Here is a 14,890-nt window from a genome sequence, read left to right as displayed (position 1 = left end):
TGAGCTTTAGATCTTAAGCACGTGCGCCGGCATAGATATCCATGGCTCTTTCTGCCGAATAGGGATAACGCGCAAGCATCATAAGTCTTTTATGCCCGGTTGCGACAATAACCTCTTCTGACACACCCATGCCACCATGAAGCTGAATAGCCTCATGTCCCAAAGCTGTTCCGGCTTCAGCAGCAAAGGCACGCACGCCAGCAATCATCTTGCCAAGCTCTTCAGTCGCATCATTGTTTAAAAGCGTAAGGCGCATAATGAGAGACCGCAACTGGTCAATGGCAACATATTGTTCAACCATACGATGCTGAAGTGCCTGAAAACTGCCTAGAGGTTTTCCAAACTGTTTGCGTGTCTTTAAGTATTCAAGGGTCGCCTCAAACATAGTTTCCATCAGCCCCAGCGTTTCGGCGCAACGGGCAATATCGGACATTTGTTGTACCTCTGTAAGAGCCTGAAACCCTCCATCGAGCTTGTAGGATGCAGGAACTTGAATGGAGTCAAAATCAAGTTTTACAGCGACGCGCCCATCAACAAGTCTGTAAGGCACTATTTGAAGGCCTGGCGTTTCTGCAGGCACGAAAAATAGCGACACCTCACCTTGTGTGCCATCAACAGATTTTGAAGAGATGATATAGCCATCAACCCCGACCCCGCTCGGCACCAGTGACTTCGAGCCGGTCAGACTAAACCCGTCATCTTTTGGCGTGGCGGTCACTTCAACCCATAGAGGATTATCGCGCGCGCGTTGTTCGGTGTGTGCAAGCGCGAGGCGCTTCTCGCCGGTGATGAGGTGATCTATCCAGGCAGATTTTAGTTCCGGTGAAGCGGTGGCGGCAAAGAGCGCACCAGACTCATAAGCATACTCAATAAGTGGTTCAGTTGTGATGCCCCGCCCTAAAGCTTCGAAAATCACTGTTAATGTTTTGATATCTGTTTCAATACCACCATCGGCCTCATCAAAGGCGGTGGCAATAATCCCCAGTTCACCCAAAAGACACCAATTCTCAGGGCTAAATCCATAGGGTGTTGCCAGATATGTGTTTCTTTGCCCGTCGGCATAATGATCTTGAACAAAACGCTCTACGAGCGATTTGAGCATTTGTTGATCATCTGACAGTTGGAAATGCACAGTGGGAACCTTCTATAATTTCTGTTGGGCACTATCTACTCTTATGGTTAGAACATTCTATTGCGTTTAATTGATACTAAATAATTTGTCAGGGTGAAGTAAAAAGGTTAGTTTCCGGCTATGGAAGTGGATAAAAACCTCAAAAACATTCGTATCAAAAGCCCGGAAGACATTCGTAGTTCCGCCGAGGCTTTCCGTGATATTGTTAAAAAACTCGTTAATATGCGCATTGCCGCAAGTCATAACATTGCAAAGAATGAGGCGCTGGTTGATGTTGAAGGTCAGCTAATTGCGACTGAGGTTTTTGGCTGGGAAGGAAAAAATGACTGGCTTGGAAGTGCTTATCTGGCACTAGAGTCGCCGATAACTATGGCCTGCCGCTATGAGAGCGAGCCCTTCTGGATTAATGAAAAAGGCGTCTATACCCAGCATCCCAATACGTTTCTGGATGAAATTGATCTTTCGAAATTCCGCGAGAGAGCCAAAACCACTGCGGCGATTGTTGTGCCGGTTCATATGCCTTTCAGTCAGATTGGCGCAGTCAGCTTCAATCCTTTTGATGAGAAAATGACAGACTTATCAGAGGCTTATGATAATTTTGGCATGGAATTGGGACTTTATGCGCGCGCCTTTATTCGTTCATATATGCATGTTTTGCCGCGTGTTCAGATATTGCCAAGCAGTTCGAAACTCTCTAAGCGCGAAGTGGAGTGCTTGCGTTGGGCTGCAATGGGTAAAACCGATATTGAAATCAGCATGATTATCAAACGTAGTCGTGCGACAGTTCGCTTTCATATTCATAATGCTTCGATGAAGCTTGATGCTGTCAATCGCAGTCAGGCGGTTTTTAAAGCTACTCAGCTTGGGTATATCAGCAATATGAGTTCCAAAATACTGATTTAATATTCTTCTTAACAACCTAGTTATTTAGGGAGTGCCGCTGGCTTTTTTTAAAAGCTAGTAGTGAAGAATATATATTTCTGTAGATTTCAAAATATTCTTAAAGACAATGGATCAAGACATAACAGGCGACCCCCCCCACCTTTTAGTAGCTGAGGATGGAAGCTATTATTTGCAGGGCGGTCATAATGAAGCTTCAGGTAAATATGTGTTTCCGCTCATGGGTGGAGATAGGGAATTTTTCCAACCCGTGCCATTGAAGCGCGAGGGGACAATATGGTCGTTTACGGTTCAGCGGTTTCGCCCGAAGACCCCACCATATGCTGGCCCTGATGATTTTACGCCCTATCTTGTCGCATATGTCGATTTACCCGGGCAATTAAAAGTAGAAGCGCGTCTTGTGGACATAGAGGAAGACGAAGTAGAGATTGGTCTACCGGTAGAACTTACGGTTGTTCCAGATATTAATGGTGCGCCGGGCAGTGTGATGCATGCCTTCAGGCCGATGGCAAAGGTGGCTGCATGACTGACGTAGGTATTATCGGAGTGGGCATTCATCCTTTCGGCAGAACAGAGGGCCGTAGCGGGATTGATATGGGCATTTATGCGGTGCGCGAGGCGTTGTCGGATTGCAATCTTAACTGGGAGGATGTGCAGTTTGCCTATGGCGGTTCTGACGCATCAGGCAATGCCGATACCATGGTCAAACAGCTTGGCTTGTCCGGCGTGCAATTCGTTAATGTTAAGAATGGCTGTGCGACTGGCGGTTCGGCACTTTATGCAGTAGCAAGCACCATCAAGGCCGGTGAATATGATATTGGTCTGGCGGTTGGTTTTGATAAACACCCACGCGGGGCGTTCAACCCGTTGCCTGAAGAATGGGGTCTGCCAGACTGGTATGGCGCGCAGGGCTATATGCTCACCACACAATTTTTTGCCATGAAAATTAAACGCTATATGTTTGATTTCAATATTTCGGACCTATCTCTCGGTCGTGTTTCTGAAAAGTCATTTGCCAATGCCGAACATGCCGAGCATGCCTGGCGGCGCAATCCTGTTGCACTTGAAGAAATCATGGAAAGCCCGATGGTTAATGACCCATTACGCAAATATATGTTCTGTTCTCCTGCTGAGGGTGGCGTGGCGCTTATTTTGGCTTCTGAGAAAAAGGCACGTGAAATTGGCGCGCCATTTATCAAGCTTGATGCGGCTATTATGCGTACGCGCCCACAGGGTAGTTTTGAAGTTTTCGCGCCGTCTATCGATAACGACATTGATGGTTCTGCTACGCGGCTCGCTTCGCAAGCGGCTTTTGAGCTCGCTGGTATTGGCCCAGAGGATTTTGATCTTGCCCAGATTCAAGATACTGATGCGGGGACAGAAATTATCCATATGGCTGAGAATGGTCTGTGCGCCGATGGTGAGCAGGAGCAATGGCTCGCAGAAGGCAAAACATTGCTGAATGGGCAATTACCCATTAACACAGATGGCGGGTGTATTGCTTGTGGCGAGCCTATTGGCGCCTCCGGTTTACGTCAGGTATATGAAAATGTGGTTCAACTTAGAGGACAGGCTGGGGCGCGGCAGGTTCAAAATGATCCGCGTGTCGCTTACAGTCATGTTTATGGTGCGCCCGGCGTTTCAGCTGTAACAATTTTGAGAAAATAAAAATTATGGATTTTGAATTTCTGGAAAGTGAATCTGAATTTCGTGATGAAGTGAAAAGCTTTCTAGCTGAAGCGCTAGATGCGGATGTGCAATCGGCTTCGGCATCATCGCCGGGTGTGTTTGCCGAGCCGGATATTGGTCTCGGCTGGCATCAGAAGCTTTATGAAAGAGGCTGGATTGCCCCCGACTGGCCTGTCGAATATGGCGGTACAGGCTGGACAGCCTTACAGAAATATATTTTTGAAAAAGAATGTTCATTAGTTGGTGCGCCAAAACTCCCCGTAATGGGCATGCAGTTGCTCGGCCCGAGCATTTACACATTTGGTACTGATGCACAAAAAGAAAACTTATTGCCGCGTATTTTATCGGGCGAAGATTATTGGTGTCAGGGGTTTTCGGAGCCAAATTCCGGGTCAGACCTTGCAAGCTTGCAGGCGACAGCTGTTCGTGATGGTGACAATTATATCGTCAATGGCAGTAAGATTTGGACAACGCATGGACACCACGCGAATAAAATTTTCTGTTTGCTCCGCACTGAAAAAGCGGAGCGCCCGCAACAAGGTATCAGCTTCATTTTACTCGATCTTGACCAGCCGGGTATTTCGGTAAAACCGATTATAACGCTGGCAGGTGATCATGAGGTCAATCAGGTGTTTTTTGATGATGCCGTCACGCCTGTTGAAAACCTTGTCGGTGAAGAAGGCCAGGGTTGGGAGATTGCCAAATTTCTGCTTGAAAACGAACGCGGTGGTTCTTGTCATGCACCGGAATTGCTTGCTGATTTGGAAAGATTGGACCTAGCAGCTTCGCAGGAAATTTTTGAGGATGATTGCAAAGTGTCCGAAACCAGCACTTGGCGTCGGAAGCTGGCAGGTATTCGTTTACGCGCGCAGGCGCTTGAAGTGACGGAGTTGCAGGTGCTGGCCAATATCATGGAAGGGCTTGAGCCTGGGCCACAAACTTCGCTTATTAAATTTGTCGCGTCAAAAGTTCGCCAGGAAGTTGACAGTCTTGCTGTTGATCTTTTCGGTCATGCAGCTTTGCAACTTGAAACGCAACGTCCGCTTTATGGCGGTAATGCCCCCCAACCAATTTTCTCGCAAGGGGCGCAGATTGCGACACCGCGTTACTTAAACAGTCGCGCGTGGACTATTTTTGGCGGGACAAATGAAGTTCAGGCGAATATCATATCCAAGACCGTGCTTGGCCTGTAGTATGGCCTTCATGTTAGAGACAAACAGTACGTTTAAAAACGGAGGGAACAATGCAAATCAGTGAAGATGCGCTAAAGCAGGCATACCGGCAGATGAAAACCATCCGCATGTTTGAAGAGCGCTTGCATGATGAGATTATGACAGGTGAGATTGCAGGATTTACTCATCTTTATGCAGGTCAAGAAGCGGTTGCTGTCGGGGTTTGCGAACATCTCGATTATAATGACACGATTGCTTCCACCCATAGAGGTCATGGTCACTGCATCGCTAAAGGCTGTGACGTTAAGGGCATGATGTTAGAGATTTACGGACGTGCTAATGGAATCTGTAAAGGTAAGGGCGGCTCCATGCATATCGCCGATATTGAAAAAGGTATGCTGGGCGCGAATGGCATAGTTGGTGGCGGCCCCCCAATTGTTGTCGGCGCGGCGCTTGCTGCCAAGTTATATGGCGATGGTCGCCTGGCTGTGGCTTTTTCGGGTGACGGAGCCTGTAACCAAGGCACAACCTTTGAGGCCATGAATTTGGCAGTTGTAACCAACGCCCCGGCAATTTTTGCTTTTGAAAATAATCATTATTCCGAACATACTGGGGTGTCATACGCTGTCGGTAGTGAGGATATTGCAGGCCGAGCTGAAAGTTTTGGCATGAAAGCCTGGCGGGTTGATGGGTGTGACTTTTTCAAAGTTTATGAAACTATGGGCGAAGTTGTAGACCATGTCCGCGCTGGCAAGGGGCCTGCAGCTGTTGAATTTGATACGGAAAGATTTTTCGGTCACTTTGAAGGCGATCCGCAAAACTATCGCGGCGAAGGCGAGATTGCACGCATCAGAAAAGAACGCGATTGCATCACAATCTTTAGAGAGCATGCGGCGAAGAAAAAGCTTGTGAGCAAGAAAGATTTAGATGCCATCGATAAAGAAGTCTCCGATCTGATTGATAAGTCAGTTGAAGAGTCCCGGGCTGCTGCGCCGCCTACGGCTGAGGATGTTCTAACCGATGTCTATATTGACTATATCTAAGAAGGGACAAGAAGATGGCTGAATTAATGTTGCGTGAAGCAATTTTACAAACCCTGTTTTCCGAAATGGAGCGGGATGAAAATGTCGTTGTTCTTGGCGAGGACATTGTAGGTGGTATGGGCACGGATGGTGGCCCAGAGGCAATCGGCGGTATTTGGGGAACCTCTACTGGTCTTTATGACAAGTTTGGTGGAGATCGCGTCATCGACACGCCAATTTCCGAAAGTGCGATTATTGGTGCTGCAGGCGGACTCGGTCTTACCGGGAAACGTCCTGTCGCAGAAATTATGTTCGCGGACTTCCTTGGCGTTTGTATGGATCAGATTTGGAACCAGATGGCAAAATTCCGTTACATGTTTGGCGGAAAGACCGAATGTCCTGCTGTTGTCCGTATGATTTACGGTGCAGGGTTGAACGCCGCCGCTCAACACAGTCAGGCACCACATGGCATTTTGACATCCATGCCGGGGCTGAAAGTCGTTATGCCGTCAACACCTGCCGATGCCAAGGGTCTGTTGTCCACGGCCATTCGCGACCAGGACCCGGTTATTTTTTTGGAACATAAAGCCCTTTATGCTGAAAAAGGGGAAGTGCCTGAAGGTGATTATACAATTCCTTTCGGTCATGCGCGTTTAGCCCATGCTGGTGAGGATGTTACGATTGTTGCCGCAGGTCTTATGGTTAAATTTGCAACCAAAGCAGCCAAAACTCTCTCCGAGCAGGGCATTGGATGCGATGTTATTGATTTACGTACCACCAGCCCGTTGGACGAAGAGGCCATTCTCGACTCGGTAGAAAATACCGGTCGGTTGGTCGTTGTTGACGAGTCGCCACCACGTTGTGGTTTGGCAACTGATATTGTGTCACTGGTCACCAACAAGGCTTATGCGAGCTTGAAGGCGCCGCCCGAAATGGTTACGTCTCCTCATACACCCGTGCCTTTTGCACGTGAGCTTGAAAAGGCCTATCTGCCATCTCCGGATAAAATTGCAGATGCCGTTCAACGAACTTTAGCCTGGAAATAGCGCGAGGCAACGATGAAAAATATCAAAGCATTCACCATGCCCAAATGGGGTATCGAGATGCAAGAAGGCACAATCTCGGAATGGGTTGTGAAGGAAGGCCAGTCTTTCAAAAAGGGTGAAATTATTGCTCTAATTGAAACCGACAAAATTTCAAATGAGGTAGAGGCTGAATTTGATGGCGTTCTTCGCAAAATCGTAACACCCTCCGGTCAGACTGAACCTGTTGGCGCTTTACTTGGCGTTTTTGGGGATACAGATGTGCCGGATGATGAGATTGAAACTTTCGCTCAAAGTTTTGAAGCAGCTGATACTGGTACGGCTGTCGGGCGTAATTCTGACACAAAGGCCTATGCGCCAGCTGAAACGGCTTCACCTCAAGCGCCTGAACCTGCCCCGCCCGCTATTAGCGATACGAGTTTCGATAATCTGAACATCAGTCCGAAAGCGCGAGAGCTGGCAATAGAATTGCAAGTAGACGCTACCCAGATAAGCGGGTCAGGTCGTAATGGTCGCATCACCTATCAGGATGTGCATCAAGCTTCACGGCCTGAGGCGAAGGTTGATCTGGGCGGGGCCTTGCCTATGCCTGTTGATGACGAGTCAATTTTTGCTTCACCGCTTGCGAAACGGCTTGCCGCTATGAATGGCATTGACCTAAAAGGTGTTGCTGGAACGGGTGCGCGGGGTCGTATTCGAAAAGAAGATGTCTTTGCATTGTTGCCGGATGCGAGCGCGAGACCACAAGCATCGCTTGCGCAAAATACTGACAACAAACCGCAAATTGTTGAGATGGATAAAATTCGTAAGGTTATCGCCAAGCGTTTGACTGAGGCCAAATCAACCATTCCACATTTTTATATTCGCAGTGATTTTGATGTTGAGAATCTATTGGAATTCCGTCGCATCGGTAACAAGGTGCTCAATACCAAAGCATCCTTAAACGATTATCTGATCAAGGCTGTCGGACGGGCGCTGGTGGAGCATCGCGATGTCAATGTTCAGGTGCATGATGATAAAATTCACTATTATCCACATGCTAATGTGGGGGTTGCGATTGCGGCGAAGTCTGGTCTCATCACACCCGTTGTCAAAAATGTTGATCTCATGGATATTAGCGATATTTCGCGGGCAACAACCCAGCTTATTAAGAAAGCAAATAGTGGCAAACTCGGCCTCGCAGATTTGGAGGGAGGTACACTTACTATCTCCAATCTCGGTATGATGGGTGTTGACCAGTTCGATGCGATTATCAACCCACCGCAAGGGTCAATATTGGCGATTGGTGGTATTAGCCGTGTGATGACGGAAATGGAAGATGGCTCAGGCGAATTCCGCAGCAAGCTTTCGGTCGCGATGTCATGCGATCACCGCGCGATTGATGGTGCTGCTGGTGCGAAATTCATGGCGACACTCAAGTCAATGATTGAAGAGCCAGAACTGTTTTTCTAGGAGGCGTTGGCCTTAGCTACGGCATGAACCTGGTCATGATTATAGTAGAATGGTTTAATCATGCACAGCTTATCGCCTCGGAAGACATACATTTCCATGAGTTCAATGACTTCGTCTGAGCCTTCGGGAATAAGTTCTACCTCGCAGCAAACCGAGCTTTCGCCAAGCATTAGATTGAATTGACGCACTTCAGAAATCCGAAGCATGGGCATGATTTTAGTGTAGAGGTTTTGCAGGGCTTTTTTGCCTGTATATCTTCCTGCAAACGGAAGGCTTTCGGACTCGATAATTTCGATATCATCTGTCATCATGGCTTCAAGTTCGACGAAGTTTCCTTCGCGGGCATATTGAAAAAAGATGTTTACCAAATTGACTAAATCAGGCTTGTCGGACATTTTCTCTCCCTCACATTTGTTTCATTTAGCATGGAAAATTAGCATGCAGATAAATACTCCCCAAAAAGCTAGTGGTATGCAGTCTGGTCAGGGTCTTTTATGAATTTACGAAATTGCGAAAACAACAGGTCATGGCATTTGAGGGGACTGATATGATTTTTGTAGCTGGAACGATGACAATGAATCCTGAAATCATTGATGATTTTAAAGCCGAGGTTGCCGCTATGGTAGATAAGGTGCGCGCCGAAGATGGATGTTTGCATTACTCCTTGCTGGTAGAGGATGCGGATAAAGGGCTGGTGAATGTCTTAGAGAAATGGCGTGATGATGACGCATTGCTCGTGCATTTCGGGCAACCATGGATTATGGCATTTTTCGAAAAATTCTTTCCACATATGCAGGATACGACTGTGAAAGTTTTTGATATTTCCGGCGAACGTCCGCTCCCCGGGTCTGAGTAAAACTCAATATCTGGAACTTTAAACTGGAGATAAGCCGTGGTTGAAAATCTCACCAATCGCTTCTGGAAATTCATCAAGCGACCTGAAGGCAATGCCTATGATGAGGCCTTTACGCTGGAGGAAACACCACTCGTCGCCCCTGTGGATGGGCAAGTTATTGTCAAAAACCAATATCTTTCTCTCGATGCCGGAACGCGTATGTGGATTACCGGGCGTGAAGACGGCTACCAGCCGCCGCTTGATTTGAACATACCTATGGTGGGGCTGGGCGTTGGGGAAGTGATTGCTTCGTCTGATCCAAACTTTGTGGAAGGCGATTTAGTGCGTGGCTTTGGACAATGGGCTGATTATTCTGTGGTAACGGCGGAACTTTCTGGGCTTATGAAACTGGATAAATCCATCGATGATATTCGTCAGCATTTGGGTGTCCTTGGCTTTACGGGCTGGACTGGCATGTGGGGCATTATGGAAACCGGCGAAGCCAAAGCGGGTGAAAATGTGCTTGTATCTGCTGCCGGCGGGGCTGCTGGCATGGTGGCATGCCAGATTGCCAAAAATCTTGGGTGTCATGTTTACGGCACGGCAGGCGGTGCAAATAAATGTGCTTTTCTGGAAAAAGAATTCGGCATTACTGCCATTGACTATAAATCTGAAAATGTGGAGGAGCGTCTTGCCCAGATTGAAGGCGGTATTGATGTTTATTTCGATAATGTCGGTGGGCCACAACTGGATGCGGTTTTCCCGAATATGGCGAATTATGGACGGATTGCGATTAGCGGCTTGATCGCTGAATATTCTGGTCAGCCGACACACCCTGCCAGATTTGATCAGATTTTGATGAAGCGATTGACGGTCAAAGGCTTCTTCTCCCCGGATTTTGCAGATCAAGGCCCACGGCTGACCGAGGCGCTGAAGGAACAATATCTTGCCGGCAAGCTAAACATGCCATTCGATGTGACGGATGGATTGGATAATATGCTGGCTGCTTATACGAAGCTGTTCACCGGCGGTAATATCGGCAAGACACTGGTTAAACTTTTTTAAAGCTTAACCATAGTCACGCCCATAAAGGCTTACATTGCTGTAACGCCACCATCCACGATAAGCTCTGCGCCGGTAATATATTTTCCCTGATCACTCGCAAGAAACAATGCGCAATTTGCGACATCTTCCGGCTCGCCCAATCGACCCATTGGAATAGCTTGGACAAACATATCCCAGTTTTCAGCATTTTCCTGTTTTGCGCCGGCAAGCAAATTTGTGTCAATCAGTCCGGGGTGAATGGAGTTCACACGTATATTTTCTTTTGCGGTTTCCATGGCAACAGTTTTTGTCATAAGCCTTACCCCAGCTTTGGCGGCACTATAAGCCACATTGCCAGGGATGCCGACTATGCCTGAGATTGAAGAAATATTGATAATATTCCCGCCATTACCGGTTTCACGCATCATCGCGACAGCTCTTTTGGTGCCGTAGAATACGCTGTGCATATTGGTGTCCATGACACGCAAATATTCTTCTGAAGTCGCTGAATCAATCGTGCCAAGTTGTGAGATGCCGGCATTATTAACCAGAATATCGAGTTGGCCTTTTTGTTCCTTGATGGCTGCGAAAACATTGTCCCAGTCTTTTTCGTCTGTAACGTTGTGTTTAAGCGCTGCGCCTTGCCCGCCATTATTCTTAATCACATCAAGCGAGGCGTCACATCCACTTTCATCAATATCTGTCAGAAACACAAAAGCACCTTCTGCTGCAAATTTGTCTGCTATGGCACTCCCCAATCCAGGGCGGGATGCGCCACCGGTAATCAAGGCTACTTTATTTTCAAGTTGGTTCATCATCATCTCCCTTTATCCCAAAAATTTAAATCAGATTTTTAAAATCTGTTTCCCTTTATTTAATCCCTTATAAAGGCGGTTAAGTGTTTCTGGTGCTGCTTCAAACCCAGATTGGCAATCTTCCTGCCATGTTAATTTACCGTCTTTAATCAGTTGCACCATGCGTTTCCGGATAGTCGGAAACTCGCTTATATAGTCAAGAACAATAAACCCCGCCATGGTGGCACGTCGGAAGATTAAATTAAAATAATTCTGTGGTCCGGCGGGCATGTCGCCCGTCTCATAACGGCTAATCCCGCCACACACAACGATGCGCGCATGGGTGGCAATATTTGCCAGCATATCGTCTAAAATCTTTCCGCCCACATTGTCGTAGACAATATTCGCGCCTTTCGGTGCAAGTTCGCGCAAGCGCTCTTTGACATTTTCGTTTTTATAATCAATGGCTGCGTCGAAACCTGCTTCTTCCTGAAGCCAAGCACATTTTTCTGCGCCACCGGCAATGCCTATCACACGGCACTGCATTAATTTTGCTAGTTGTCCAACAATCGAACCGGTTGCGCCTGCGGCGCCGGAAACTACAATTGTATCTCCTGCGATAGGCTTGCCAATCTTGAACAGGCCACACCAAGCGGTCATGCCTGTTAGACCCAAAACAGAAAGACTGGCGGTTGGCTCCAACTCGCTCTCGACAGCATCGAATCCCTTCCCGTCAGTAACAAAATGTTCCGTCCAACCGGTCATACCTGACCATAGGCTGCCAACCGGCATATCGGGATTATTGCTTTCAATAACCTCGCCAATACCTGTGCCGCGCATAATATCGCCGATTTGCATGGGTGCGACGTAATCCGCGACATTCTCCATCCAACCCTTTTGGGCGGGATCAAAACCAAGCCAGAGCGTTTTAAGCAAAGCCTCACCTGCGCCGGGCTGGGGTTGGCCTATTTCAACTAATTCGAAGTCGCTATTCTCCAGAGGTCGACCCCTTGGATGGGCCGTTATTTGCCAACACCGTGTCATAATTGAAATACCTGTAACGTCGTTTTCTTTATTTTCATAACCATAGCATAACTGCCAATTTGGAATGGCATACTCTGTTAATTGTTAGTTGCGACAAGGGTGGTCTATGCGATTATGGCGACTGATACGAGGAGACACAGAGATGACGAACCGAAGATTTATTCTCAAAAAACGCCCTATTGGGGAACCAAAACTGGATGATTTTGAGTTGCTGGAAACCCCTATTCCCGAGCCTGAGGAAGGGGCGTTTGTTGTCCGCAATCATTTTATTTCCATAGACCCCGCAATGCGGGGCTGGCTAGATGATGCCCCGTCATACATGCCACCGGTTGAATTGGATGATGCCGTCCGCGCCACAACTGTAGGCAGGGTTTATAAGTCAAAGAATCCGGAATTTACCGAAGGGCAATGGGTGCTTGGGCTTAACAAAGTAGAGGAATATTCGTTGGTTCTCCCTGGCGGTTTTACGTCGCCGATTGATGTCGATATTGTTCCCTCGCCCAGCATTTTTCTTTCTGCCCTGGGTGCGGTTGGTCTGACAGCTTATTTCGGTTTGCAGGATGCAGGGCAACCCAAAGAGGGTGAAACAGTTCTGGTGTCTGGCGCGGCGGGCGCTGTTGGCTCCATGGTCGGGCAGATTGCAAAAATTAAAGGCTGCCGCGCTGTAGGCATTGCGGGCGGGGCTGAAAAATGCCGTCGCCTCATTGAGGATTATGGTTTTGACGCGGCGGTGGATTACCGCGGCAAGGATGTCGATACACTAACAAAAGAGATTGGCGAAGCCGCCCCGGATGGCGTGGATATTATTTTTGAAAATGTCGGGGGTGATATTCTCGATGCTGGATTGATGAATCTGAACGAATATTCGCGTGTTATTTTATGTGGGCTTATCAGTGAATATAATACTGAACCAAAAGGTGCGCGTAATTTGTGGCAGACCATTGTCAAACAGACAACCGTTAAAGGGTTTCTTATCAGGGACTATGCCCCGCGATTTGCGGAAGGTGGTGCGGAAGTCGCAAGCTGGATTGCAGACGGTAAGGTGAAGTTTGATGAGCATATAGAAAGCGGCATTGAAAATTCATATGAGGTCTTCATGAAATTATTCAGTGGTCAAAATACGGGCAAGCTTATTTTGGACGTTAGCCCCGACTAGCAGGCCTGACTAAGGCGCAAGACCAAATACAGCAGGAGCAGATTTTTGAGCGCACAGACTTCAGATAGGTTGAATGGACGCATTGCTGTCGTGACCGGTGGTGCATCGGGCATTGGCGCGCAAACGGCGGCGCGGTTAGCAGCAGACGGCGCGAAGGTTTTGCGGGTTGACCGGAAAGGCGATGCTGACCTTCTGCTTGATGTCACAGCCGACGGTGCAAACACAGAAATTCTTGATGCAGTTCGGCACAAATATGGGAAATTGGATATTCTTGTTACCTGTGCTGGCATAAGTAAGTTTTTGTCGCTTGAAGAAACCAGTGATGAGGTCTGGGACAATAATCTTGCTGTGAATTTGACAGCTGTGTTCCGACTGGTGCGCGATGCCACGTCATTATTGAAGGAGTCTCAAGCCGGACGGGTTGTCACCATCGGGTCGGTCATGTCTGAATTTGCAGGCCCTGGGCTCACGGCATATACCGCATCGAAACACGGCCTGCTCGGATTAAGTCGTGCGCTGGCAACTGAATTGGGGGGGTATGGCATTACCGTAAATTGTGTTCAGCCTGGCGCGATTGAAACCCCGATGACCGCACCGGCGTTTAACGATATGCCGGAATATAAAACCTTCTGGTCTGAAAAAGCGCCACTCGGCAGACTCGGCCAACCGCAGGATATAGCCGATGTCATTGCCTTTTTGGTGAGCGATGATGCGCGCTTTATGAGTGGTCACGGCATCTATGTCGATGGTGGTGCAATGGTGCAACCCTGAATACAGACTAGAATTGTACTCTTTTAGTGTAACCGCCATCCACGACAATATTTGTTCCGGTTGTATAGGATGAGGCCGGACTGGCGAGAAACACGACAGCTTTTGCAACATCTTCGGGGCTACCGAAGCGACCAAGCGCCATTTGCCCGACGGTTGCGTCATAAAGCTCCGGCATAGCTGTTTCAATCGTTTCCCAATTACCGCCGGGGAATTTAATTGGTCCAGGAGAGACTGCATTTACGCGAATATGCTTCGGCCCCAAATGCTGTGACAGCTGTTTTGTGTAAGTCATCAAAGCACCCTTAATGGCATTATAAGGTTGTGGCACGAGGAATGTTTCTGCGCCTGCAGTGCTAGACATCACCACAATAGAGCCATTATCGGATTTTTCCAGATATGGTTCGAGTGCCCCTGCGCCAATGGCAGTACCTTTGAGGTCATATTGCACACATTTGTCCCAGTCGTCGGTAGCCCCCGCGCCTGATGCGCTGACATTGGGAATGAAAATATCACATCCGCCTAATGCATCAGCGGTCTTCGTCAGCCAAGCCGGATAGTCGTCGAAATTATCCATGTCAAAGGTTTCGCCAATAACTTTGCCACCATGCTTTGAAAGGCTTTCGACTGTCTCGGCAACTTGCTCTGCATTTCGGGAAAAGAACCCGATATCACAGCCCTCAGCTGCAAAAATTTCCAGCGCGGCACGCCCGATACCGCGGCTGCCGCCAGTAAGAATAACTTTCATTCCTTTAAGACCAAGATCCATGTTAACCCCCGTATTTGTTTGGGACAGGCTAACCTCTTGCTATGAATTTTATACCTAGTAATCACGCTAG

The 14,890-nt window shown here is 48.0% G+C and carries 16 protein-coding genes; 11 read left to right on the top strand and 5 right to left on the bottom strand.

Translation table 11 applies throughout. The features are described 5' to 3' along the window. Positions 1 to 13: 13 nt before the first annotated feature. A complete protein-coding gene (locus RS24_RS07215) occupies positions 14 to 1,132 on the bottom strand; it encodes an acyl-CoA dehydrogenase family protein (RefSeq protein WP_021777545.1) in 1,119 nt (372 codons plus the stop codon). A 120-nt stretch (positions 1,133 to 1,252) separates the two neighbouring features. On the opposite strand from RS24_RS07215, the gene RS24_RS07210 reads away from it, so the two are divergent. The 7 genes from RS24_RS07210 (at position 1,253) to RS24_RS07180 (ending at position 8,410) form a co-directional block, all read left to right on the top strand. Further along, on the top strand, positions 1,253 to 2,035 hold the full coding sequence (locus tag RS24_RS07210) for a helix-turn-helix transcriptional regulator (protein ID WP_021777544.1): 783 nt from the start codon (positions 1,253 to 1,255) through the stop codon (positions 2,033 to 2,035). A 106-nt stretch (positions 2,036 to 2,141) separates the two neighbouring features. Beyond that, entirely contained in the window at positions 2,142 to 2,558 is a 417-nt protein-coding gene (locus tag RS24_RS07205; RefSeq protein ID WP_021777543.1) for a Zn-ribbon domain-containing OB-fold protein, read from the top strand. Further along, complete coding sequence (locus RS24_RS07200; RefSeq protein ID WP_021777542.1) at positions 2,555 to 3,700, top strand: thiolase family protein; 1,146 nt, start codon at positions 2,555 to 2,557, stop codon at positions 3,698 to 3,700. The genes RS24_RS07205 and RS24_RS07200 overlap by 4 nt, the downstream gene beginning before the upstream one ends. A 5-nt stretch (positions 3,701 to 3,705) precedes the next feature. Then, on the top strand, positions 3,706 to 4,914 hold the full coding sequence (locus RS24_RS07195; RefSeq protein WP_021777541.1) for an acyl-CoA dehydrogenase family protein: 1,209 nt from the start codon (positions 3,706 to 3,708) through the stop codon (positions 4,912 to 4,914). A gap of 50 nt (positions 4,915 to 4,964) precedes the next feature. Next, on the top strand, positions 4,965 to 5,936 hold the full coding sequence (locus RS24_RS07190; RefSeq protein WP_021777540.1) for a thiamine pyrophosphate-dependent dehydrogenase E1 component subunit alpha: 972 nt from the start codon (positions 4,965 to 4,967) through the stop codon (positions 5,934 to 5,936). 14 nt (positions 5,937 to 5,950) lie between these two features. Beyond that, positions 5,951 to 6,961: an alpha-ketoacid dehydrogenase subunit beta gene (locus tag RS24_RS07185; RefSeq protein WP_021777539.1), complete on the top strand. Its 1,011-nt coding sequence runs from the start codon at positions 5,951 to 5,953 to the stop codon at positions 6,959 to 6,961. A 12-nt stretch (positions 6,962 to 6,973) separates the two neighbouring features. Further along, positions 6,974 to 8,410 carry a 2-oxo acid dehydrogenase subunit E2 gene (locus RS24_RS07180; protein WP_021777538.1) on the top strand — a complete coding sequence of 479 codons (1,437 nt, stop codon included), beginning with the start codon at positions 6,974 to 6,976 and terminating at the stop codon, positions 8,408 to 8,410. Here RS24_RS07180 and RS24_RS07175 read toward each other — a convergent pair. Then, on the bottom strand, positions 8,407 to 8,805 hold the full coding sequence (locus RS24_RS07175; RefSeq protein WP_021777537.1) for a nuclear transport factor 2-like protein: 399 nt from the start codon (positions 8,803 to 8,805) through the stop codon (positions 8,407 to 8,409). The genes RS24_RS07180 and RS24_RS07175 overlap by 4 nt on opposite strands. A gap of 152 nt (positions 8,806 to 8,957) precedes the next feature. Between RS24_RS07175 and RS24_RS07170 the strand changes: the two genes are divergently transcribed. Continuing rightward, positions 8,958 to 9,266, top strand: a complete 309-nt coding sequence (locus RS24_RS07170; protein WP_021777536.1) for a putative quinol monooxygenase — start codon at positions 8,958 to 8,960, stop codon at positions 9,264 to 9,266. 36 nt (positions 9,267 to 9,302) lie between these two features. Continuing rightward, positions 9,303 to 10,310 (top strand): NADP-dependent oxidoreductase, encoded by a 1,008-nt coding sequence (locus RS24_RS07165; RefSeq protein WP_021777535.1) that lies wholly within the window; start codon positions 9,303 to 9,305, stop codon positions 10,308 to 10,310. A gap of 29 nt (positions 10,311 to 10,339) precedes the next feature. On the opposite strand, the gene RS24_RS07160 is transcribed toward RS24_RS07165, so the two are convergent. Both RS24_RS07160 and RS24_RS07155 read right to left on the bottom strand, forming a co-directional pair. Then, the gene (locus RS24_RS07160) at positions 10,340 to 11,104 is read right to left on the bottom strand and encodes an SDR family NAD(P)-dependent oxidoreductase (protein WP_021777534.1); all 765 of its coding nucleotides are present in this window, start codon (positions 11,102 to 11,104) and stop codon (positions 10,340 to 10,342) included. Between the two features lie 30 nt (positions 11,105 to 11,134). Then, positions 11,135 to 12,127, bottom strand: a complete 993-nt coding sequence (locus RS24_RS07155; RefSeq protein ID WP_021777533.1) for an NADP-dependent oxidoreductase — start codon at positions 12,125 to 12,127, stop codon at positions 11,135 to 11,137. A gap of 142 nt (positions 12,128 to 12,269) precedes the next feature. Here RS24_RS07155 and RS24_RS07150 point away from each other — a divergent pair, with 142 nt between their 5' ends. After that, entirely contained in the window at positions 12,270 to 13,283 is a 1,014-nt protein-coding gene (locus tag RS24_RS07150) for an NADP-dependent oxidoreductase (RefSeq protein WP_021777532.1), read from the top strand. A 45-nt stretch (positions 13,284 to 13,328) separates the two neighbouring features. Beyond that, on the top strand, positions 13,329 to 14,054 hold the full coding sequence (locus tag RS24_RS07145; RefSeq protein WP_021777531.1) for an SDR family NAD(P)-dependent oxidoreductase: 726 nt from the start codon (positions 13,329 to 13,331) through the stop codon (positions 14,052 to 14,054). 7 nt (positions 14,055 to 14,061) lie between these two features. Here RS24_RS07145 and RS24_RS07140 read toward each other — a convergent pair whose 3' ends face one another. Then, complete coding sequence (locus RS24_RS07140; protein WP_021777530.1) at positions 14,062 to 14,820, bottom strand: SDR family NAD(P)-dependent oxidoreductase; 759 nt, start codon at positions 14,818 to 14,820, stop codon at positions 14,062 to 14,064. Positions 14,821 to 14,890: the final 70 nt, after the last annotated feature.

This window comes from Candidatus Micropelagos thuwalensis (assembly GCF_000469155.1).
In the GTDB taxonomy this organism is placed as follows: domain Bacteria; phylum Pseudomonadota; class Alphaproteobacteria; order RS24; family RS24; genus Micropelagius; species Micropelagius thuwalensis.
The sequence above is the reverse complement of the archived record's forward strand: the minus strand, read 5'-3'. Positions and strand labels throughout refer to the sequence as shown.